Below are 21,185 nucleotides of genomic sequence, written 5' to 3'. Positions count from 1 at the left end.
AAATATGAACGTACAGAAAATAAAATCTTTATTAGGTAGAAGTGAAGTAAAACATTTTGTAAATTATTATGCGTTTACAATTATAGGTTCGCTCATTGGCTTTTATTCTATCTCTTATTTAACCACTCATTTGGAGCCGGAGAACTATGGCATGATTGGCATCTTTTTAGGGGTTGTTTTTTTCATGCCGGCTTTATTATCTTTTTCTGCTACAAATCTGCAGGCGATTAATATTGTAGATCTGAATGAGAGTGAGTATAAGAAGTTTAGAAATGAATATGTGAGTTTCATTGTTACATTGATTCTTATTTTCTTAGGAATTGCCTTGTGCACTCTTCTTTTTCTGCCGGTTTATAGTTTTGTTATTATTACTTCTGTATTGTATGGTGGACTTCAATTATTATCATCTGTACATTCAACAGAGTTAATCCAACATGCTAAGTCAACGCAGTTTGGCATTTTCAATTTTGTGGGAATACTATTGGCTTTTTTATTTTCTGTAATTTTTATATCCCTGTTAAAATTGAACTGGCAATCCAGAATCATTGCTTTAATTCTTACCGAGGCGATAATGGTGATTCTCCGTTTCTGGGTGTTTAGTTCAATAGGTAGGGAATTTAAGTACGTTGTTAACAAAGAAAAATTTAGATATTTTATATTATTTGGATGGCCACTGATGATATCAGTGCTTGCCGGATGGATTATAAACCAATCAGACAGATTTATATTACTTCATTTCTATTCGTTGAAAGAAGTAGGTATTTATGCTGCAGCATATGGTATCAGTTCAATTATTACTACCTTCAACCAAACGATGCTGAAGGTGGTGTCTCCGCTGGTATATAGGAAGCTGAATAAAAAAATGGGCCGTGGTTTTATTATAAAGCTGAACCTGTTGTATGCTTTTATTATTATGTCTATTGCGGCGGCAGGATGTATTTTTATTCATTTTGCCTGGCATTTTGTGTTAGGAGCAAAATATGAAGCATCATTGCCTATCATTTACCTGCTTTGTTTTGCCCAGGCGTTTTTTGGGATATATATGACACTCGGCATCGTAGTGGACTATTTTAAGTACAATAAGTTGAAGACAGTGGTTATTTGGATTTGTGCGGTTGTGTCCCTGGGTACGTCCTTTATTCTTATTCCTTACCTGCATATATATGCGCCGGCAGTTGGCACCTTGTTCGCTTTTATAGTACTGTCCGTTATTACTTATTTTAATGGAATTAAAATACTGAACACCAATAATATATTATAATGCATAAGCTGTTAGTAAAATTAATTTTACTTTTTAAGATAGATATTATAATAGGTAAGCTTCGCAGACTCATCATATCTGCCGAAGTAGAACGGTATTCCCGCAGAACAAACTGCCATATTAATTTTGTTCCACAGGGGTTCAATGGTATACAAATTGGTAGTTATAATGGCGACTTATCTGGTTTTTCAATAGACAGAACCAGTCACCTTAAGTCTGATACATTTATAGATTGTTCAGGGGGGGTTACTATCGGGAAGTATTTTCATACAGGAAAGGGGTTAACTATTTTTTCTTCCAATCATAATTACAATAGTGATACACATATTCCTTATGATACAACCGTAGTAAAGAAACCTGTCATCATTAAGGACTTTGTTTGGTGTGGCTCAAACGTATCCATAGTTCCTGGCGTAACAGTTGGGGAAGGTGTTGTTATTGGTGCTAATACTGTGGTTACAAAAGATGTTCCGGACTATGCTGTTATTGGAGGCAATCCTGCCAGGATCATCAAATATAGAGATGTTGATTTGTTCAACAGGTTAAAAGAGCGAGGACAGTTTTATTGATGTATTAAGACGATGTTATGATGTATGTTTTAGTTAATAATAATTATCATATAGATGATTTTGAGAAATACCGGTCTCCTGATGATGGCCAGGAAATGGTATTGATCAGAGTGCCTCACATGCTGAATCCGGAAGGTGCTTACCTTAAGAATTTTAAAAAGGTATATACTTTTACATCTTCGGTGAATGGAATTAAGAGCTTGTTTTATTATTTCAGGATTAAAAAGAACCTGGCAGAAGTAAGGAAGTTAATACAGCCTGTTGCCACTGATACGCTGATTTTTTTCACTGACTATGAAATACTGAACCAATTTATAGTTAAGTTGTTTAAAGATGCAGGGTGTAAGGTAGTAATGCTGGAAGATGGAATGGCAACAGTTGCCGTGGGCAATATGACTTCTACCGGGCTTTCGTTAAAATATGCTTTCCAGAAATGGGTACTCCGAACCATATATAAATTTGATTTTATGGATATAATTGCGGAGAAAAATTCACTGCCGTTACCTGTTATCAAAGACGAATATATTGATGCAATAGGCTTGAGTATTAAATCCCCGTTTCAAAGGAATATCCCGGTTTATCAGTTAAAGGCAAAGGAAGCACCTATATCAGGTTTAAAAGATGACACCGTTATCTTTATAAACCAGGATATTTATAATCTGCCTAATATTAACTTTCCGGATTATCTGAAGTATTTGTCGGAGATACTGGAAACCCTTTCTACTAATTTTAAAAATGTATATTTTAAGTTTCACCCCAGGGAAACATTGGAGACAAGAACTGAAATTGAGAAAATAACACGCCGGTTTACCGGTGTGATCCTTGTGGATGATTTTAAAACTCCTGTGGAGCGGCAGGTAGAACAATTACTACCTAAGTACTCCACCTCTTTTTATTCAAATTCGTTACGTAGTTTGTATTTTAAGGGAATTGAGCCTTTTTTTCTTTATCATTTAATACCAGAGTTAAAGCATTCTTCCGTTGGACAAATGATGGATGGATATTTGAATTATATAGGATATAATTTTGTGGCTAATTTTGCGGGAGTACGTGCAGGATACCATTGTGGGCTTGAATTGGCAGAGAACGGCGCTACATTAAGTCAGTTATTTGCAGCAAAAAAATAGCCTGCTGATCAATATTGGACGAATTGTTGCATATACAATGCAAGGAACTACAGGATATCAGTATATGTCATGGATCAGATAGAGAATGATTGCCAGGTTAACACCCGGTTCCCGCGAATTTTATAACGAAACCTGAAATTTAAGAAAATGGTAAAGGCAAAAGTATTTTTGAGCTTATGTATGCTACTTTTTCTGTACAACATGGCATCGGCCCAATGCAGATTAATTACTGGTAGTACGAGTAATTTTGCAATAGTAATACCAGATGCAAGCTACTCCAATGCAGCCACTTTATTTCAGAACGTTGTAAATAAGGCAACAGGCTTTAAAATGAATATCAAACAGGGTAATGTATCCTGTACCAATTGTGTGGCGATTGGTACACAAACTGACTTTAAAGAAGACCCTGTTATAAATAAGGCCTCGCTTAATAGCGATGGGATTATAATGGACATAAAGAAGAGCAGGATATCGCTGGTCAGCAAATCTGCAGATCGCCTGGAGTATCCGGTAGTTGAATTCCTGAAGAAGTATCTCAATGCAAATGTGTTCGATACCACCGGTGTAAAAGTTAACCGCGTTGCCAACCTTACTGTTGCCAATACTACCACTGTATATAATCCACCATTTTTGTCCAGGGACCTATATTATAAAAACGGGTTTGACGAGTCTTTCATGGATTGGAATGAGATTAATCATATCTGGGCCACCAAAGACAGCAAATGGGGCAATTTCGTGCACACCGCGTACCAGTTTATTGATGTGCCCAAATATTTTAAGAGTAACCCTGAATACTTTGCACTGGTTAACCAAAAGAGAAGTACCACTCAATTGTGCTATTCCAATGACGACGTATACCAGATAGTATTAAAAAACTTAAGAGACAAAATCCGGAATGCTCCTAATAAAAAGATCTGGAGCTTTAGCCAGCTGGATAATAATAATGTTTGCCAATGTGATAAGTGCCAGGCAACAGAAAAGCGTTTGGGTACCCGTGGCGGCCCCCTTTTTGAATTCGTGAACAGATTAGCTAAGGATAATCCGGATGTGTCTATTTCTACACTTGCCTATGGATTTTCTGCCCCTCCTCCTTCGCCGGATAAGTTTAAGCTGGCGTCCAATGTGGTTATTGTGTTTTGTGTAACACAGGGAAATAAAGGAAGAAACATTGCTACAGATGCGAGTTTTGGCGATATGCGTAAATGGCTGACAGGTTGGTTGGGACAAACCAGGAAAATAATCATCTGGGATTACATTGTGAATTTCTCACATTTGCTAATGCCTTATCCCAATTTTCAATCAATAGCACAATCACTACAGTATTATAAGAGCCTGGGAATTAAAGAAATTTTTCTGCAGGGGAATATCCAGAAAGGGGGTGAGTTCGCGGATCTGCGGTGTTATGTTGCTTCACAGTTATTATGGAACCCGGATGCAGATGTAAACAAGTTAATCAAGCAGTATGCAGATTATGCTTACGGGCCAGCCTCAGCAGATGTTCAGCAATTGCTCGGTAATTTGATCAACAATGGAAGGCAGACAGATATCAATCATTATTATGCCCCCGACCGGTTGAGTACCAGCTTATTCTCTCCGGACAAAATGGATAATTACTATGGAAATCTGGATAATTCATTGAAAAAGGTACCGAAGAACAGCCGTTATTATGACAACCTGATGCAGATAAGATTGGATTTTGACTATACCAATGTGGAAATTCAGCGAACAAATAAAAAGCAGCGTGACCCGCAAAAACTGAATAAGGCGATACTGGAACTACAGAAGTATTCCAATACTAATACCTCTGTAAATGAGAATAACAAAACACTGAAGGATTATATCAACGATAGCAAGAAAGCTGATAAAAACTAAATTATCAAAAGAATATGGGAAGTACTATTACAGTAATTACTGTAGTTTACAATGATTGCACACATATTGAAGAAACAATTAAGAGTATCGTTAATCAGACATACAAAGAAATAGAGTTTATTATTATTGATGGTGCATCTGTTGATGGTACTGTTGATATTATCAAGAAATATGAACGCAGTATAGATTATTGGGTATCTGAGAAAGATAAAGGAATTTATGATGCCATGAATAAGGGAATTGCTGTTGCAACGGGAGCATATACTATATTCATGAATTCAGGAGATACGTTTTATAACGAACATGTGCTGGCTGATATTTTCAATCAACCTGAAATTCAACAGGAGCTTCCTGATATCATTTATGGTGATACGTATATCCGGCACAGACCTTACCTCGTATTAAAAAAAGCGGATCAGGTGCCGGTTTCTGATAATGCAATGCCTTTTTGCCATCAGTCAGTGTTTATCATAACAAGCCATCTGAAAAAATATCATTTTAATTTAAGTTACAGGATTATTGGTGATCGGGAATTGATTACCAGGTTGTATTTGGATAAATGTAAATACCGGTATATAAATCAGGCTATTTCAATCATTGAAGGCGATGGGTTTAGTAATCGCAGCCGGTTGGCTTATCAACTGGAAGAGAATCGGATGTTGCTTGATTTTAAGCTGATAACTAAAGGTAAGGCAAGGATAAATGAGAAGAAAGCATGGATAAAAGATTTATTGTCTAATTTAGTGCCCACCAAAGTGTTACAGCTTAAGAGGCGATACAAGACTTAACATTCTATTATTCATGGTCCTGATATATATAATTAATTATTTGATTAACGTATTTAAAATCCATTTGCAATCCCGGCATTTAAATGCAGTTATCGCTTTAATTACTATCACATTAGCTGCGGTTGTCGTTGGTACCCGGCCCTTGGATGCCGGTTTCGACACAAAGGGCTATGTTGCAGCTTATAATCTTCTGGACAAAAATTTATTTCAATCGCTTCTGCTGATCAGGGAGTATTTTGGAGTGGCTATTGAGCCTTTCTTTTGGGGATATGCCTGGCTATTGAGTAAAAGCGGTTTGTCTGATGAGGCTTTCCTGTTTGTTACTGCATTCCTTTCAATCTTTCTTACTTATCTGGCCTATAGAAAGCTGGATTGTAACTATCACTATTTATCATTTATTGGTGTTATATTCTCAGGCTCTTTTATCAATTTATATGGTAATGCAATAAGGCAGGGGTTGGCTATTCCCTTCTTTTTAATGGCTTTTTACCATTTTCAGCGCGGTAATCATGGCAAGGTCTTCCTTTTTGCTGTTATCACCTTTCTTTGCCATCAGTTTACAGGAATGCTTATTGTGCTTTTTTATGCCATTCAATTTGTTCCTTTTAAATTTTACCCGATCATTTGGTTGGGATGTTTATTCACTTCATTTGTATTAATGACGGGAGTATTGTCTTTCGTTCCCGGTCTTGCTCCTTATATTAAAGGCGGTAGTTTTGCCTACCTAATACATCCCACATATTTAGAGTTTCCTATATATTACTTCTTCATTATGAAGTTTGAATTACTGGAAGACAAATATTTTGAAAAGCTGTTTCAGTTTGTAGCTGTTGTTTTTTTACTACAAACGCTATTTATATTTAATATTTATTCATATAATAGAGCTGGATTATTAAGGTTTATACTCGAACCTATTATATATACCCGGATTTTATTACAAATCAAACCCGTTAAAGCATCGCGTCAAATTGCATTATTTGCTTTCTTTGTATATGGGTTGGCCATTTATCTAAGCGAAATCGTACAAAAAACCTTGTCCTCAACATCAGTGAAATGATCAGTGTAGTTATACCAACTTATAAAAGAGTTGATTCTCTGAAGAAAACGCTGGAGAGCCTGAATACTCAAATAAATAAAGAGTTTGAAGTGGTGGTTGTTAACGACGACCATCTGAATCCTTTGCATCTTGATTTATCACGTTATAACTATCAGGTAACCGTTTTCAACAATGAAACGAATAAGGGTGCCGGTGAAACGAGAAATACAGGAGTCTGGAAGAGTAACTATGAGTGGATCGCTTTTCTGGATGATGATGATCTTTACCGGGATGACAAAATTGCTGTTTTGATAGACGCCATCCGTAAAAATCCGGACCTGGACCTTATATATCATCCGGTGTACTGCGAGTATGTCAATCAAAAGGTAGGTTATCTTACAAAACCCAAGGCTAACATTACATATAATGATATCCTGATCGGTAATGTAATCGGAGGCACCTCCTGTTTTACAGTAAAGAAAACTTTTTTTAAGAAGGTGAACGGCTTTGATGCTTCTTTGGTAGCTATTGAAGACTATGAGTTTTTAATCCGGATAGTAAAGGCAGGAGCGAAGACAATGTTGGTGAATGAACAACTTTCTTATTATTTTGCATTTACTAATTCAAGTGGATTGTCTAAAGATATATCTAAAGCCCATGTTGCCCTTCAGCAAATAGACGACAAGTACGTAAATGATATTGAAAAGCTTTCAGCGGCTCAAAAGAAAGAGCGGAAAGCGGTAAGAGAATCATTGCTTGCATTTACTTATTTACTTAATCTTAATAGGAAGTCTGGGGTGTATTATTTTAAGGCATTCCTTGATAATTTCGATTATAAGTTTCTTATGGCAGCAGTTGTAGGTTTTATAAGTCCTGCAGCGCTTATCAGGATGAGAGCCCGGCAAACCAGGACAATTTGATTTTTATTAATATTATCAACGAAATTTTGATGGCTATGAATGTTCCTGCAGTTGCCGAATTTTCTGTTTTAATACCAATATATATAAAGGAAGTCCCAGCATTTTTTGATACTGCTTTGCGGAGCGTGGTAACACAATCATTAATGCCGTCAGAAATACTTATTATTGAAGATGGTCCGATCACGGAGGAATTGGAGAAAGTTATTGCAGATTACCAAAACGAATTTCCTGGCCTGTTTATTATCATAAAACAGAAGGAGAATATGGGAATGGGCTATACCATGACTGCCGGATTGAAAGCCTGCAAATATAACCTGGTAGCAAGAATGGATTCTGATGATATTGCACTGCCCGATCGCTTTGAACAACAGATCAGATTTTTGGTAGATCATCCTGATATTGATCTTTTAGGAAGTTGTATTGAGGAGTTTCGTGATACTCCCGGTGATATGAAACGTTTACGACAACTACCGGGGGAGCATGAACAGATTGTAAAAATGGCAAGATTCCGGTGCCCGTTTAATCATATGACGGTGGTATTTAAAAAGGATAAAGTGTTAAATGCCGGTGCTTATTGGGAACGCAGAAGCCTGGAAGACTATCATCTGTGGTATCAGATGATAAAGTCAGGCTGCAAACTCCATAATATGCAGGAAACCCTCGTATATGCAAGGGTTGGTAATAATATGCTGGGAAGGCGGAGAGGGCTTGAATACTTAAAGAACGAGCGATTTTTTTTCAAAATCATGAAAAAAGATAAGTTTATCACTTTGGTACAATATTATCAGTGCATTATCGGTAGAACCATTTTAAGGTTGGTACCTCAAAGTATATTAGGACTGTTTTATGAGCAGTTTTTAAGAAAATAAAAACAGTTAATTCCAGCAATTTCAATTTGTTAAAAAATTATACTAATTCAAATAATGAAAAAAGCACTTATTACCGGGATTACAGGCCAGGACGGGGCATATCTCTCAGAGTTACTTTTGAAAAAAGGCTATGAAGTGCATGGCATTAAAAGAAGAAGTTCTCTTTTTAATACAGACAGAATAGACCATTTGTACCAGGATCCACATGAAAAAAATGTGCGCTTTAAATTACATTATGGTGATCTTACAGACAGCACCAATCTGATCCGTATTATACAGGAAGTTCAACCTGACGAAATTTATAATCTTGGCGCTATGAGTCATGTTCAGGTTAGCTTTGAAGCACCTGAATATACAGCGGACGCTGATGGAATAGGAACTTTACGTATACTGGAAGCAGTCCGGTTACTTGGATTAACGCAGAAGACAAAGATCTATCAGGCATCTACTTCAGAGCTGTACGGGCTGGTGCAGGAAGTACCGCAATCGGAAAAAACACCATTTTATCCACGCTCGCCTTATGCGGTAGCAAAAATGTATGCTTTCTGGATTACGGTAAATTACCGGGAAGCCTATAATATGTTTGCCTGCAACGGCATTTTATTTAATCATGAAAGTCCACTAAGGGGAGAAACTTTCGTAACCAGAAAGATTACCCGTGCTGTAGCGAAGTTATCGCTTGGTATGCAGGATAAGCTGTATATGGGGAACCTGGACGCCAAAAGGGATTGGGGACACGCTAAAGATTATGTAGAAGCGATGTGGCTTATTCTTCAGCAGGAAACGCCGGAAGACTTTGTCATAGCCACAGGTATTACTACTACGGTTAGAGATTTTATTTCCATGGCATTTGCGGAAGTAGGGGTAAAAGTGGAGTTCAAAGGTGAAGGTGTTGACGAGAGAGGTGTGGTAGTAAGCAATACAAATGCTGATTGTCCGCTTCAGCCAGGTCAGGAAGTGGTTGCCATTGATCCGAGATATTTCCGGCCGACGGAAGTGGAATTACTCATTGGTGATCCCTCCAAATCAAAAACGAAATTGGGATGGACACCTAAATATGATCTACCAGCCCTGGTAAAGGAGATGGTGGCAGCCGATGTGGAGCTTTTCCAGCGCGAAAAATTACTAAAAGATGCAGGTTACAAAGTATTGAATCAATTTGAATAGTATGAATCCACAGGATAAAATTTATGTAGCCGGCCATCGTGGGATGGTCGGTTCTGCTATCATAAGAAGATTGCAAAAAGAGGGGTTTCTCAATATTATAGTAAGAACTTCCAAAGAACTTGATCTTCGTGATCAAGCTGCTGTGGCCGATTTTTTTGAGTTGGAGAAACCAGATTATGTTTTTCTGGCTGCCGCTAAAGTAGGTGGAATTATGGCTAACAACACCTACCGTGGTCAGTTTATTTATGAAAACCTGATGATCCAGAGTAACGTGATCCATCAGGCTCATGTTACCGGCGCGAAGAAGCTGATGTTCCTCGGATCATCCTGTATATATCCTAAAATGGCCCCACAGCCGTTAAAAGAAGAATACCTGTTGACTGGTCCGTTAGAGCCTACGAACGAACCCTATGCGATTGCGAAAATTGCAGGAATTGAAATGTGTGATGCTTACCGCGCACAGTATGGCAGCAATTTTATTTCTGTAATGCCTACTAATCTGTATGGTCCTAATGATAACTACGATCTGAATAACTCTCATGTATTACCTGCAATGTTGCGTAAAATGCATGAGGCTAAAGTAAATAATAGCTCTGAAGTAGTGATCTGGGGTACGGGTACACCAAAGCGGGAATTCCTGTATGCCGATGATATGGCAGATGCCTGCTTTTACCTGATGCAGCATTACAACGAGCAGGGTTTGGTGAATATTGGTGTGGGAGAAGATATTAGTATCGGAGATCTGGCAAGATTAATTCAGCAAATTGTTGGTTTCGGGGGCAGATTAGTATTTGATACTTCAAAACCGGATGGAACGCCACGTAAATTAATGGATGTGTCCAAGCTCCATTCTTATGGTTGGAAAGCTTTTACAGAATTAGCAGATGGTATCCGGAAAGTTTATGAAGAAGTGAAAAGTAACAACTGGTCCGCATAATATGAAAAATAACAACCACGTTTTTATTATGGCCGGAGGCGTCGGAAGCCGCTTCTGGCCCAAGAGCAGAAATAATTACCCCAAGCAGTTTATTGATATCCTGGGTATTGGGAAGTCGCTGTTACAACTCACCTATCACCGTTTCCTGAAGCTGTGTCAGCCTGAAAATATCTATATCGTTACTAACGTGCAATACAAAGCATTGGTACAAGAACAACTGAAGGATATTCCGGAAAGCAATATTTTATGTGAGCCTTCCCGAAATAACACGGCTCCCTGCATTGCTTATGCTACTTTTAAGCTGGCGGCTAAGTGTCCGGATGCCAATATGCTGATAGCGCCTTCTGATCACTTTATACTTAATGAAGATATATTTATTGAAAAAGTAAAGCTGGGGCTGGATGAAGTGATAATGAATCCTATGTTGCTTACTTTAGGAATTACGCCTACCAGACCGGATACCGGTTACGGATATATTAATTTTAACAAGGAAGGAGAAAACGGAATACATAAGGTAAACCGTTTTACAGAGAAACCTCCGTTGGATAAGGCCCGGGAGTTTCTGGCAAGTGGTGATTATATCTGGAATGGTGGTATATTTATCTGGAATGTGAATACAGCATTAAAGGCGTTTGAACAGTACGCCCCTGAGATATATACGCTGTTTAAGCAAGGTAATGACGTGTACAACACCATTGCGGAGCAGGCTTTTATTGATGCTCACTACCCACAATCGCCCAATATCTCTATTGATTACGCGATTTTAGAGAAGGCAGATAATGTATACACCATTCCGGCGGATTTTGGCTGGAGTGATCTCGGCACGTGGGCGTCACTGTATGAAGTTGCTGAGAAACAACATGGAAATAACGCGCTTTCCGCGGCGAGCCTGCAATTGGAGGATACTGAAAATTGTATCATTCATTTGCCCGCAGAAAAACTTGCTGTGATAAGAGGCCTGAAAGACTATATAATAGTGGATGACAATGATGTGTTGCTTATCTATCCCAAACAGGAAGAACAGGAAATCAAAAGGATTACTGAAGCACTCAGGGGCAATAATCAGTCATATTATTTATAATTTTTTGATAATCCTGTCGTTAAAATGACAGGATTATTCTTACCTTTTCTAATCATTTATCAATCCCCAAGCTGTCACCACGATTTACTGAAAACATTATCTTTGCATCCTGGCAAGCCAGTCATATTGTATTTAAATGTTATGATAAGCCTGTTTTGGATGCTTGTGACTCCTGATTCAGTGTACATTTTTAAGCTCTCAAAAAAGAATTAATGAAACATCTCGTTTGGATGGTAGCAGGTTTGTTACTATTTGGTGCAGCTAACGCACAGGAAAAGTTGCCTGTCATTGTGCCTTATAACCCGCAGGATATCCGGGAACTTTACCTGGATACGAGCAACCACCACACTGCGTTTAAGCCCATATTGCATGAAGATACCAGTGCAATGTATGCTAACCCGGATACGACTAAACGTAGCTGGTTCCACCGTAAGTTGTTTAATGAACACCTGTTGGAATACCGAAACAAAGATTACAATGTTTTTATTGATTTCCTGCCGGATTTTCAAGTAGGTAAATCACGGGATGGCAGCAGAACTACCTGGTTGAATACAAGAGGAGCCAGTATCCAGGCGAATATTGGTACGAAGTTTTATTTTGAATCCTACTTCTTCGAAAATCAGGGGAAATTTCCTTTTTACCTCGACCAATACATTCGTAAAAATCAGATTGTGCCAGGCCAGGGAGGAATCAAAGACTATAGCGACGGCAAAGCTTTCGACTATAACTATGCCAGTGCATTATTATCTTATACTCCTAACAAATATCTGAATATTACAGCCGGCTACGGACAGAATTTTATAGGCGACGGCTACCGCTCGCTGATCCTGTCTGACATACAATTCAGCTATCCATACCTGAAGCTTACGGGAACCCTGGGTAATGTTCAGTATACCGCCATGTGGGCTCAGTTTATGGATAAGCATAGCCAAAGCTTCGCTACTGCTTATGATGACCTGGGATATTACAAGAAATGGGGTGTATTTCACTTCCTGGACTGGAATGTAAGCAAACGTCTCACCATCGGCCTTTTTGATGCAGTGATATGGCCAGATGCAGATTCTTCCGGCCGTAAGCGTGGATTTGACTGGAGCTACATGAATCCGATCATCTTCCTGCGCTCGGCTGAATTCTCGGAAGGCTCTTCCGATAATGCTTTGGTAGGTATGAATGCTAAATTCAAGTTATTTCCCAAAACCACCATATATGGCCAGCTGGTTTTGGACGAATTTAAGTTGAAAGAGGTGTTTGGCGGCAAAGGCTGGTGGGCCAACAAACAATCTGCACAATTGGGCTTCAGATCATTTGATTTATTTAAGGTGAATAAGCTCGACCTGCAAGGTGAATTCAACGTAGTTCGCCCGTATACTTATTCTTACAAAAGCACATTGATTAATTATGAGCATTATAATCAGTCATTGGCGCATCCATTAGGAGCTAATTTTTGGGAGGTATTAGGTATTGCTACATATCGTATTAAGCGTTGGTATGGCCGCGGAGAGGTAATGTACTCAAAATATGGGGATGATCCCGATGCCAAAACCAACTATGGCCATGATATATCCAAGCCATACACTACACGGCCAAATGATTATGGTAACTGGATCGGACAGGGAGTTAAAACCAATTTATTGTATGCGCAGGGAACTATTGCATATGTGCTTAACCCCAAGTACAATCTCCGGTTGGAAACCTCATTGGCGGCCAGAAGGGTAAGCAATGATATCGGTAGAAGCACCGACCTGATATTCAGTATAGGCCTGCGTAGCACCTTCCGCCAGTTTTATTACGACTTTTAATCAATAAAGCGGTTAAATATACACAAGCCCTTCCGCTTTCAGCGCAAGGGCTTTTTATTTTTCATCGCAAAGAGGGGAGGATAATAATGGACAAAGGGCCGAAATAACTGTTTGTCGAAAAAAATGTCAGGTACAGGAAACCCCTGGTTATCCTATAATGAATATACGGAAAAAATCATAATATCAAATACATAATCCCTGTTCCCTTCCAGTGTTGCCGATAATTTATAACTTCGCACCATGCATTACGTTACAGTAGAAGGGCTTACCAAATCTTTTGGAACCAAACCATTATTCAGGGATATTTCTTTTCATATTGAAGAAGGAGATAAAATAGCGCTGGTGGCGCTTAACGGAACAGGAAAATCCACCCTGCTCCGCATTTTATGCGGAAAGGATGTGCCAGACAGTGGAAAAGTCTGGATCCATAAAGACGTAACCGTTGTAATGCTGGAGCAACAATCTGACTTTGATCTCTCCAAAACCGTGATTGAAAACATCTTCAACCACAATAACCCGGTACTCAATGCCATCAAAGAATATGAGTTGCTTACCGAGGAAGGGCATGAACCAGATCTGGATAAGTTGACCGATTCCATCGCCAAAATGGACGAATTAAATGCATGGCACTTTGATACCAAAGTGAAACAAATATTAGGAAAACTTAATATACACAACCTGGATCAACCAGTTGGTTCCCTTTCGGGTGGCCAGCAGAAGAGAGTTGCACTGGCCAAAGTACTGATAGAAATAGGCTTTGAGCACAAACATGTATTGCTTATCATGGATGAGCCTACCAACCACCTGGATGTTTCTATGATTGAGTGGCTGGAAAATTACCTGGATCAGGAAAAAGTAACCCTGCTCCTGGTTACGCACGACCGGTATTTTCTCGACAGCGTTTGTAACGAAGTGATGGAACTGGACCAGGAACAGCTTTTTATTTACAAAGGAGATTATGAGAATTATCTTGAAAAGAAGGCTGCCAGGGAAGAAAGTGAAAAATCAAGTGTGGATAAAGCCCGTAACCTTTACCGGAAAGAACTGGAATGGATGCGGAAGCAGCCTAAAGCCCGTACCACCAAATCCAAATCCCGCCAGGATGCTTTCTATGAAGTGAAGGAAAAAGCCAGTACCAAAGTAGCAGATCAGCAACTGGAATTGAATGTGAAGATGACCCGCCTGGGCGGAAAAATCCTGGAATTAAAAAAAGTATATAAATCTTTCGGAGATCTGAAGATCCTGAAAGGAATGGACTATACCTTCAAAAAGGGAGAACGGGTAGGTATTGTTGGTAAAAATGGAGTAGGAAAATCTACGTTCCTCAATATGCTGTTAGGCACGGAGCAACCCGATTCCGGTAAGATCAATATCGGGGAAACCATCGTGTTTGGTAATTACTCCCAAACAGGACTGGTGGTAAAGGAAGATATGCGGGTGATAGAATTCGTAAAGAACATTGCCGAGAACTTCCCATTGGCAGACGGCACCAAAGTAAGTGCTGCACAATTCCTGGAGCTATTTCTATTTCCGGCGGAAAAGCAATACACCTATATCTCAAAGCTGAGCGGCGGTGAGAAAAGAAGATTGCATCTGCTATCGATCTTATTTCGCAATCCTAACTTTCTGGTATTGGATGAGCCTACCAATGATCTCGATTTACCAACCCTCAGTATCCTGGAAAGTTTCTTACAGGAATTTCAGGGCTGCGTGATCATTGTGAGCCATGACCGTTACTTTATGGATAAACTGGTAGAACACCTGTTCGTTTTTGAAGGAGACGGAGAAATCCGTGATTATCCTGGCAATTATACACAGTACCGTGAATGGCAGAAGGAAGAAGATAAAAAGAAGAGTGTTGTACCAAAAAAAGAAGTAACGCCGCCTGTAGTAACAGTCACGCCGGTTGCAGAAAATAAAGGTCGCAAGATGTCTTTTAAAGAGAAACGGGAACTGGAACTACTGGAGAAAGAAATCGAACAGCTGGAAACAGAAAAGAAGAAAATTGAAGCCTCCTTATCCAGTGGAGAACTGGCTTTTGATAAGATGGAGCCTTTGACACACCGGATTGGTGAAATTATCCAATTACTGGATGAGAAGGGCATGCGGTGGCTGGAGCTGAGTGAAATAAATGAATAAATAAATAGTAATCTTATCTATAGAGGAGGACTAACTTCTTCCTCTATAGATATAACGAGGATAATCAAATCGCATCAATAAGCGCCGAAAGAACATCTCCCAGTATCCTTATTCTTTGTGCTGTTTCTTCTTCCAGTTTATCAGCATCCAGCTGCCAATGGCTGCTTTTATGTTGTTCCAGCACCGCTTTCATCTTATCTGCCAGGTCTGCATGATTATTTACCTGGAAAAAAGTTACCAGCGGATCATTTATTTCTTTATTAATATCTATATCGGATATAATAGCTGGCTTTGAAAAGGCAATAGCGTCATAAGTAGCGCCGCCGCCAGGTCCACCCTCAAAAAGAGTTGGCTGTATCAGTGCTACTGAATGCAATAACAGCTGGATCTGATCCGGCTTTGAGATATACCCCAGGAAAAATATTTTGTCCTCAATTCCTAAATCCCGGATCTCTTTTTTCAGCGAATCAAAATAATCAGCGCGTCTGGAATCACCGGTGTCACCTGTACATACAATAGCCACCCGTTCATTTGATATGGAATGTAAAATTTGCAGGGCACGGAAAGCCGTAATATGTGACTTATGTATCCAGAACTGATTGGAGATTATAAAATACTTATCAGGTAAAGCATATCTATTCTTTATCTCCGTAAAATTACTGCTGAGTAATTGCCTGTTGAATAAAGGTGTAAAAGGAAGATTAGTGACTTTGGCAATACTATCCGGGTAAAATTTTTCAATATCTTTTTTTACTGCGTATGAGTTTACAATCACATTTTTGGCAGTGTGTACTGTGTTGCCAAATTGTATTTGCCGGTGTTTAATTTCTTCGGGAGTGAAGAACTGTGTAAGATATTCATGCTGGAAATCGTAGATATAGCCCACCCAGGGAATATCAATATCCGGATTTACTACTTCTATGCAGGGAATGAGCAGGTCGATATGATGTCGTTTTACTGCGTTCTTCAGACTTTTTTTATAGGAAATACTTACCGCTTCGGGGCTAAATTCCCTGAATAAATTCCGTTGATCGCTGAATTGCCGGGGAGTATTTTTATTTGCTGTTAAGCTGAAACGTGACAGGCTTCTTTTTATCTTATCCTTAAAAGTCAGACGGTCAGGTAATAGTACAATAACCTCATATTTTTTTGTGGAAAGAATGCCCCGGATGATCATCCTGAGAAAATCAATTCCGCCTCCCCATCCGATAAAGCCTGCGGCATGTATGCCTATTTTTCTTTTCTGCATAACCTCAGACAGTCTCCCTGTTTTTATAATAATTAAGAATGAGATGGGTGATGTATGTGATCTCTTCAAAAGTCAGCTCAGGGAAGCTCGGAAGATTAATACCTCTCCAGCCTAAGTCTTCAGCTACGATATGTCTTTCATATTTACCCGAATACATAGGCATGGTATGGGCGGGATAGAAGAGTGGTCTTGTTTCAACGCCTGCTTTTTTAAGAACATCCCTTACCTCATCGCGTTCATCGGCGTTCTTCACCAGGATGGAACACATCCAATAGGAGTGAAAAGTATTTTCAGTTTCTGCATGAAAAGTAACACTGGAGCCTTTAAAGGCGTTTTGGTATGCTTTTGCAATCTCTCTTTTTTGGGCGATAATTTCTTCCACCCTTGATAGCTGAGCCACTCCGATAGCAGCACAGATATTTGTCATGCGGTAATTATAGCCGATCACATCATGCCAGTACTCCCGGTGCTTCGCCAGTCCCTGGCCTTTGAAATGCACCATACGGTCATAGAGGGTCTGGTCGTTTGTTACTACCATGCCGCCTTCGCCTGTAGTGATCGTTTTATTGCCAAAGAAGCTGAAGGTGGAGATATCGCCAAAGGTGCCGGCATATTTGTTTTTGTATTTGCTTCCAATGGCCTCTGCGCAGTCTTCTATCAGGAAAAGGTCATGTTCTTTACAGATGGCTGCCAGTGTATCCATTTCACAGGGGTGTCCGTATAAATGAACCGCAATGACTGCCTTGGTTTTGCTGGTGATCTTTTTCTTCACGTCTGTAGGGCTGATCTGCCACGTTTCCGCCACTGAATCAACAAAAACGGGTGTGGCGCCTGTATAGGCGATAGCGTTTACAGATGCGATATAGGTTAAAGTAGGTACTATCACCTCATCTCCGCTGCCAATACCCAATGCCACCAACGCGAGGTGCAGGGCAACTGTGCCGTTGCAAACAGCAGCTGCATGATCCATACCTAAATAATCGGCAAACCCTCTTTCAAATTCGGTAATAAACTTTCCTTTGGATGAAATCCATGTAGAGTCTAAACACTCCAATACATTTTTCTTTTCCAGTTCTCCTAAAGAAGGTCTGTAGACAGGTATTTTATAATTATTCATGGATAATAATTATCAAGATGAATGATTTTAACGGAAGCAGTTGTTTTATTATGGATTTCCACGGCTTAAGGAGTATATGTATTTACTTTTAAAAGTTCGGAAAATCGCTTGCAAAGCTAAACATTAACATACAAATAAACTCTTTCTCTATTATAAAAAGCACTTTATTGAATATATTTTTTGATTATGTGTAACTGTCTGAGTGGCGGTTACCGGGAACCTGATTTTTGAGAATCGGGCGTTGGGATATTTAAGATTTTCCGTTATCGAAAGGATTGTAAAAATAAAGTACCGGCAATCCTGGAGGGTGCCGGTACTTTACAGATTAATGGTATGTCCTGGTGATTAGGGATTAATGGGGAGTTTTTCCTGTTGTTTCTTCCACTCTTCCAATGCAGTTATCTTCTTATTCTGTTCAATCAGGTATAGCGTTAATTCCTCCACTTTCGCCAGTAATTTTTTATTCATTTCTCCCACATCAATACCTTCTTTTTCTACTTCTGCTGCAGAAGGAATACCCTCCAGGTGCTGGTTGGAGCGCACATAGGCTTCTACCTCGGCTAAAGAAGGAAGTTGATAGTTTTTATGGAATACATAGTCTGCCCAGCCGGTTTGGGTTACTTTTACCCGTTGTGCGGTAATGGTGCCTTTCACGGAAAGTTCAGACTGGGGAGTTAAGGTTCCGATACCAACGCCTGCATCAGTGACAATAAGAGTTTTTTGATTAGTCGCCGTGGTACCACCAATCAGTACTACAGGAAGATATCTTGTGGCTCCGGGTGTCCGGTCAAAACCAATAAATGCTGCACGTCCGGCAGATATCTCTATTTCTGCAGCAGGGCCGGTTCCGTTGGCTGTATACCAGCCTTTAAATCTGCCTTGCCCTTCCCAGTCGGTGGCTCCCATACCATCAATTCTGCCGATTTGAGTGGTACCAGCGTAAAATTTATAGCCCAAAACATTTGTGTTGAGAGGTATGCTGAACCACATGTGAGATGATTCAATACCTGTTGCATAATCACTTCCTGTTGCAGATAAAGCCGAAAACAATACTACTTTGGTGCCAATGCTTCTCGTAGTAAACGACGGTGGAGCAACTCCAGCTGAATTGAAATTAATCAGATTTGAACCGGTATTATTCAACGATAAACCATACCCCATCGTAACCAACCCACCAGCATTAATACGCATTCTCTCCGGCTGCGATGTACCACCACCGCCTAGCCCTGTATGGAACGTCATTTCGCCCGGAGTGGTGCTGTATCCACCACCACGAAGACCAATTTCTGCACCGCGCATGCTGTTAACGCTGGCTGCGCCGCCAAAAATGCTTAATGCTCCTGAAGTATTGTTGGTGTTAATAATGGTAGCGGCAAGAGAACCGGGAATGCTTACTATCCCAGATGCCCGGGCAATAGAAAAAGGACTGGATAGAAAAGTACCGTCATCATTATAACTCCAGATCCTGAAATCTGAACCAATATTTCCACTGGTTTCAGTTCCCTGTAATGCAAAGGCCCATCTGAGATTGGCGCCGGCAGGAGTAGCAGTACCGCCAAAGAAGTCGTGATGGCGATTTCCATTTGTGCTTGTTCCGGTAAATGTTTGTATAAAACTGGAAGTGAATTTCCCAGTAATCCAGGCGTTTGCAGGCTGTGCTGCAGTTAATTGATTATTAATATAGGGATCCTGGCCAAATGCTGTTGCCACACTGCAACAGGCGACAAACAAAGAAAGAAGTTTTCTTTTCATAGATGAAAGGGTGGTTATGGGTACAAAAATGATTTCAGCTGGTAAGGAGTCAAAAAAATATCCGCAAAAAAATCATTTGCGGATATTGGGTAGTAGCCTCGTCAAGAATCGAACTTGAATCTGGAGCTTCGGAAACTCTTATACTATCCATTGTACTACGAGGCCATAAAACTCGCGCAAATCTACATTTTCTAATGTACAATCCCAAATTGCATTAAAGATTGATATTACTTTTAAAGATTTTTACTGCAATAGCCAGCAGGATCACCCCGAAAAATTTGCGGAGCACCATCAGCCCGGCCTTGCCCAGCATGCGTTCTATGTAGTTCAGGCTGCGGAGTACCAGGTATATGATCACCAGGTTCAGGCAGATACCGGCCAGTATATTATACTGCCCGAAGTTAGCTTTCAGCGACATGATGGTGGTCAGCGTACCGGAGCCGGCTATCAGCGGAAAGGCGATGGGTACCACGCTGCCGGCTTTGGCATCAGGGTCTGTTTTAAAGAACTCCAGTCCCAGGATCATTTCCAGCCCGATTACAAATATTACGATAGAACCCGCTACCGCAAAGGAGTGTACGTCTACGCTCAACAGTTTAAGGAACGGTTCTCCCACCAGCAGGAACAAAATCATCAGGAAACCCGAAGCCAGCGTGGCTTTGCCGGCATCTATGTGGCCAAGCTTTTCTTTCAGGGATACCAGTACCGGGATAGAGCCAACAATATCAATAACCGCAAATAATGTAAAGGTAATGGCCAGAATTTGGTCGATGCTGAACATGAATGCTATTTTGTGTAAATATAGGGAGAATGATGAACGTTTTTATCCTGCCCGCTTTCTGCTTATATTTGTTTTAACTACAATTAATATGACAGAGGATATCATCATACAGATCAGTAATAAGATCAAGGAAAAGAGAAAGGCGAAAGGAATTACCATCCAGGAGCTGGCCGACAGGGCTGAGGTGAGTAAAGGGCTGATATCCCAGATAGAGAATAACAGAACGGTACCCTCCCTGCTGGTACTCATCAATATTATCAAGGCCCTCCGGCTGGATATGAACGAGTTCTTTAATGAAATTGATCAGCAAACCCAGAGCGCGAAGGTCATCATCAAACAAAAAGCCGCCTACCAGGAGTTTGAAAAAGAGCCTGCCAAAGGATTTATATATAAACGGGTGCTCACTAAAAATGTAAAGAATTTCCCGGTGGATATCGTTTTGCTGGAGCTGAAAAAGGGCGCCCACCGCTCCCAGACAGTAAAAACCGATGCCTACGAGTATAAGTACATTATTAAAGGCACCGTTGAGTACCTCATTGATAACGAAAAATATGTGCTGGAGGAAGGCGACTCCCTCTTCTTCGACGGCCGCCTCGGACATAAACCCCGCAACATAGGCTCGGATAATGCACAGATCCTGGTCGTATATTTCTTCCTCGACAACGATAAATAGGGATTACAAATACTTAACATTAAATTTAGTATAGGTTAACATTCCGGT

General features: G+C 40.1%; 18 protein-coding genes and 1 tRNA gene. 14 read left to right on the top strand and 5 right to left on the bottom strand.

The annotated features are described in order from the left end of the window. Positions 1-4: 4 nt before the first annotated feature. The 13 genes from V7S65_RS26915 to V7S65_RS26855 all read left to right on the top strand — a co-directional run bounded on the left by V7S65_RS26915 (position 5) and on the right by V7S65_RS26855 (position 15,565). Positions 5-1,261 (top strand): lipopolysaccharide biosynthesis protein, encoded by a 1,257-nt coding sequence (locus V7S65_RS26915; protein WP_336388956.1) that lies wholly within the window; start codon positions 5-7, stop codon positions 1,259-1,261. Beyond that, complete coding sequence (locus V7S65_RS26910; RefSeq protein WP_336388957.1) at positions 1,261-1,830, top strand: acyltransferase; 570 nt, start codon at positions 1,261-1,263, stop codon at positions 1,828-1,830. The genes V7S65_RS26915 and V7S65_RS26910 overlap by 1 nt, the downstream gene beginning before the upstream one ends. A 17-nt stretch (positions 1,831-1,847) precedes the next feature. Next, positions 1,848-2,957 carry a polysialyltransferase family glycosyltransferase gene (locus V7S65_RS26905; protein WP_336388958.1) on the top strand — a complete coding sequence of 370 codons (1,110 nt, stop codon included), beginning with the start codon at positions 1,848-1,850 and terminating at the stop codon, positions 2,955-2,957. Positions 2,958-3,287: 330 nt separating this feature from the next. Next, positions 3,288-4,829: a DUF4838 domain-containing protein gene (locus tag V7S65_RS26900; protein ID WP_336388959.1), complete on the top strand. Its 1,542-nt coding sequence runs from the start codon at positions 3,288-3,290 to the stop codon at positions 4,827-4,829. Positions 4,830-4,843: 14 nt separating this feature from the next. Beyond that, a complete protein-coding gene (locus tag V7S65_RS26895; RefSeq protein WP_336388960.1) occupies positions 4,844-5,617 on the top strand; it encodes a glycosyltransferase family 2 protein in 774 nt (257 codons plus the stop codon). A 40-nt stretch (positions 5,618-5,657) separates the two neighbouring features. Next, positions 5,658-6,674, top strand: coding sequence for an EpsG family protein (locus V7S65_RS26890; RefSeq protein ID WP_336388961.1), 1,017 nt, complete (start codon positions 5,658-5,660; stop codon positions 6,672-6,674). After that, positions 6,671-7,573 (top strand): glycosyltransferase family 2 protein, encoded by a 903-nt coding sequence (locus V7S65_RS26885; protein WP_336388962.1) that lies wholly within the window; start codon positions 6,671-6,673, stop codon positions 7,571-7,573. The genes V7S65_RS26890 and V7S65_RS26885 overlap by 4 nt, the downstream gene beginning before the upstream one ends. Positions 7,574-7,608: 35 nt before the next feature. Then, a complete protein-coding gene (locus tag V7S65_RS26880; RefSeq protein ID WP_336388963.1) occupies positions 7,609-8,442 on the top strand; it encodes a glycosyltransferase in 834 nt (277 codons plus the stop codon). A gap of 54 nt (positions 8,443-8,496) precedes the next feature. Next, complete coding sequence (gene gmd, locus V7S65_RS26875; protein WP_336388964.1) at positions 8,497-9,609, top strand: GDP-mannose 4,6-dehydratase; 1,113 nt, start codon at positions 8,497-8,499, stop codon at positions 9,607-9,609. A gap of 1 nt (position 9,610) precedes the next feature. Then, positions 9,611-10,546: a GDP-L-fucose synthase gene (gene fcl, locus V7S65_RS26870; protein ID WP_336388965.1), complete on the top strand. Its 936-nt coding sequence runs from the start codon at positions 9,611-9,613 to the stop codon at positions 10,544-10,546. A 1-nt stretch (position 10,547) separates the two neighbouring features. Continuing rightward, positions 10,548-11,627 (top strand): mannose-1-phosphate guanylyltransferase, encoded by a 1,080-nt coding sequence (locus V7S65_RS26865; RefSeq protein WP_336388966.1) that lies wholly within the window; start codon positions 10,548-10,550, stop codon positions 11,625-11,627. Between the two features lie 212 nt (positions 11,628-11,839). After that, complete coding sequence (locus V7S65_RS26860) at positions 11,840-13,426, top strand: hypothetical protein (RefSeq protein WP_336388967.1); 1,587 nt, start codon at positions 11,840-11,842, stop codon at positions 13,424-13,426. A gap of 240 nt (positions 13,427-13,666) precedes the next feature. Then, positions 13,667-15,565: an ABC-F family ATP-binding cassette domain-containing protein gene (locus tag V7S65_RS26855; protein ID WP_336388968.1), complete on the top strand. Its 1,899-nt coding sequence runs from the start codon at positions 13,667-13,669 to the stop codon at positions 15,563-15,565. A gap of 64 nt (positions 15,566-15,629) precedes the next feature. Here V7S65_RS26855 and V7S65_RS26850 read toward each other — a convergent pair whose 3' ends face one another. The 5 genes from V7S65_RS26850 to V7S65_RS26830 form a co-directional block, all read right to left on the bottom strand. Further along, entirely contained in the window at positions 15,630-16,814 is a 1,185-nt protein-coding gene (locus V7S65_RS26850) for a glycosyltransferase (protein WP_336388969.1), read from the bottom strand. Between the two features lie 4 nt (positions 16,815-16,818). After that, entirely contained in the window at positions 16,819-17,931 is a 1,113-nt protein-coding gene (locus V7S65_RS26845) for a DegT/DnrJ/EryC1/StrS family aminotransferase (RefSeq protein ID WP_336388970.1), read from the bottom strand. Between the two features lie 345 nt (positions 17,932-18,276). Next, entirely contained in the window at positions 18,277-19,683 is a 1,407-nt protein-coding gene (locus V7S65_RS26840) for a hypothetical protein (RefSeq protein WP_336388971.1), read from the bottom strand. 93 nt (positions 19,684-19,776) lie between these two features. Next, positions 19,777-19,848 (bottom strand) — tRNA-Arg (locus V7S65_RS26835). Between the two features lie 49 nt (positions 19,849-19,897). After that, on the bottom strand, positions 19,898-20,464 hold the full coding sequence (locus V7S65_RS26830) for a MarC family protein (protein WP_079471132.1): 567 nt from the start codon (positions 20,462-20,464) through the stop codon (positions 19,898-19,900). A gap of 88 nt (positions 20,465-20,552) precedes the next feature. Here V7S65_RS26830 and V7S65_RS26825 point away from each other — a divergent pair, with 88 nt between their 5' ends. Further along, a complete protein-coding gene (locus V7S65_RS26825) occupies positions 20,553-21,137 on the top strand; it encodes a helix-turn-helix domain-containing protein (protein WP_336388972.1) in 585 nt (194 codons plus the stop codon). The last annotated feature ends 48 nt before the right edge of the window (positions 21,138-21,185 follow it).

Origin of the sequence: Chitinophaga sp. CCNWYY40, from assembly GCF_037483205.1 — a bacterium.
Classification (GTDB): Bacteria; Bacteroidota; Bacteroidia; order Chitinophagales; family Chitinophagaceae; genus Chitinophaga; species Chitinophaga ginsengisegetis.
The sequence above is the reverse complement of the archived record's forward strand: the minus strand, read 5'-3'. Positions and strand labels throughout refer to the sequence as shown.

Bases quoted from the DNA above. Each gene is read 5' to 3' on its own strand.
- V7S65_RS26915 (WP_336388956.1), top strand. From the start codon at position 5: ATGAACGTACAGAAAATAAAATCTTTATTAGGTAGAAGTGAAGTAAAA.
- V7S65_RS26910 (WP_336388957.1), top strand. From the start codon at position 1,261: ATGCATAAGCTGTTAGTAAAATTAATTTTACTTTTTAAGATAGATATT.
- V7S65_RS26905 (WP_336388958.1), top strand. From the start codon at position 1,848: ATGATGTATGTTTTAGTTAATAATAATTATCATATAGATGATTTTGAG.
- V7S65_RS26900 (WP_336388959.1), top strand. From the start codon at position 3,288: ATGAATATCAAACAGGGTAATGTATCCTGTACCAATTGTGTGGCGATT.
- V7S65_RS26895 (WP_336388960.1), top strand. From the start codon at position 4,844: ATGGGAAGTACTATTACAGTAATTACTGTAGTTTACAATGATTGCACA.
- V7S65_RS26885 (WP_336388962.1), top strand. From the start codon at position 6,671: ATGATCAGTGTAGTTATACCAACTTATAAAAGAGTTGATTCTCTGAAG.
- V7S65_RS26880 (WP_336388963.1), top strand. From the start codon at position 7,609: ATGAATGTTCCTGCAGTTGCCGAATTTTCTGTTTTAATACCAATATAT.
- gmd (WP_336388964.1), top strand. From the start codon at position 8,497: ATGAAAAAAGCACTTATTACCGGGATTACAGGCCAGGACGGGGCATAT.
- fcl (WP_336388965.1), top strand. From the start codon at position 9,611: ATGAATCCACAGGATAAAATTTATGTAGCCGGCCATCGTGGGATGGTC.
- V7S65_RS26865 (WP_336388966.1), top strand. From the start codon at position 10,548: ATGAAAAATAACAACCACGTTTTTATTATGGCCGGAGGCGTCGGAAGC.
- V7S65_RS26860 (WP_336388967.1), top strand. From the start codon at position 11,840: ATGAAACATCTCGTTTGGATGGTAGCAGGTTTGTTACTATTTGGTGCA.
- V7S65_RS26855 (WP_336388968.1), top strand. From the start codon at position 13,667: ATGCATTACGTTACAGTAGAAGGGCTTACCAAATCTTTTGGAACCAAA.
- V7S65_RS26850 (WP_336388969.1), bottom strand. From the start codon at position 16,814: ATGCAGAAAAGAAAAATAGGCATACATGCCGCAGGCTTTATCGGATGG.
- V7S65_RS26845 (WP_336388970.1), bottom strand. From the start codon at position 17,931: ATGAATAATTATAAAATACCTGTCTACAGACCTTCTTTAGGAGAACTG.
- V7S65_RS26840 (WP_336388971.1), bottom strand. From the start codon at position 19,683: ATGAAAAGAAAACTTCTTTCTTTGTTTGTCGCCTGTTGCAGTGTGGCA.
- V7S65_RS26830 (WP_079471132.1), bottom strand. From the start codon at position 20,464: ATGTTCAGCATCGACCAAATTCTGGCCATTACCTTTACATTATTTGCG.
- V7S65_RS26825 (WP_336388972.1), top strand. From the start codon at position 20,553: ATGACAGAGGATATCATCATACAGATCAGTAATAAGATCAAGGAAAAG.